The organism is Streptosporangium nondiastaticum (assembly GCF_003011965.1).
Classification (GTDB): Bacteria; Actinomycetota; Actinomycetes; order Streptomycetales; family Streptomycetaceae; genus Streptomyces; species Streptomyces nondiastaticus.
The window spans coordinates 1-405 of the sequence record NZ_PXWG01000390.1 but is presented as its reverse complement, the minus strand read 5'-3'; the positions used below and the strand labels follow the sequence as shown (position 1 = coordinate 405).

Below are 405 nucleotides of genomic sequence, written 5' to 3'. Positions count from 1 at the left end.
GTATTTCGGCGTGCCGGCCCTGCTGCCACAGGTCGCCACCGACTGGCTCAACACACATGGCAGCGAGTTCATCCTGTCGTGCATCGCCATCGGCCTGGTGATGTCGGCCTATGTCTGCGAAGACCTGCGCAGCGCGGTGCGCGGCATCCCGCCGGGCCAGGTCGAGGCGGCGCGCGCGCTGGGCCTCGGTTTTCTGCGCACCATGCGCTGCGTGGTGCTGCCGCAGGCCTTCCGCATCGCCATCCCGCCGCTCTTGAACCAGACGCTGCTGCTGGTCAAGAACACCAGCCTGGCCATGGCCATCGGCGTGGCCGAGCTGACCGCCGCCGGCCGCGAGATCGAGAACTACACGTTCCGCACCTTCGAGGCTTACGCGGTGGTGACGGCGATCTACCTGCTGCTGTC

1 protein-coding gene is annotated in these 405 nt (G+C 67.7%); it reads left to right on the top strand.

The window, feature by feature from the left end:
• Positions 1-405 (top strand): amino acid ABC transporter permease (locus B7P34_RS36380; RefSeq protein WP_146167069.1); only part of this gene is annotated, 405 nt, incomplete at both ends.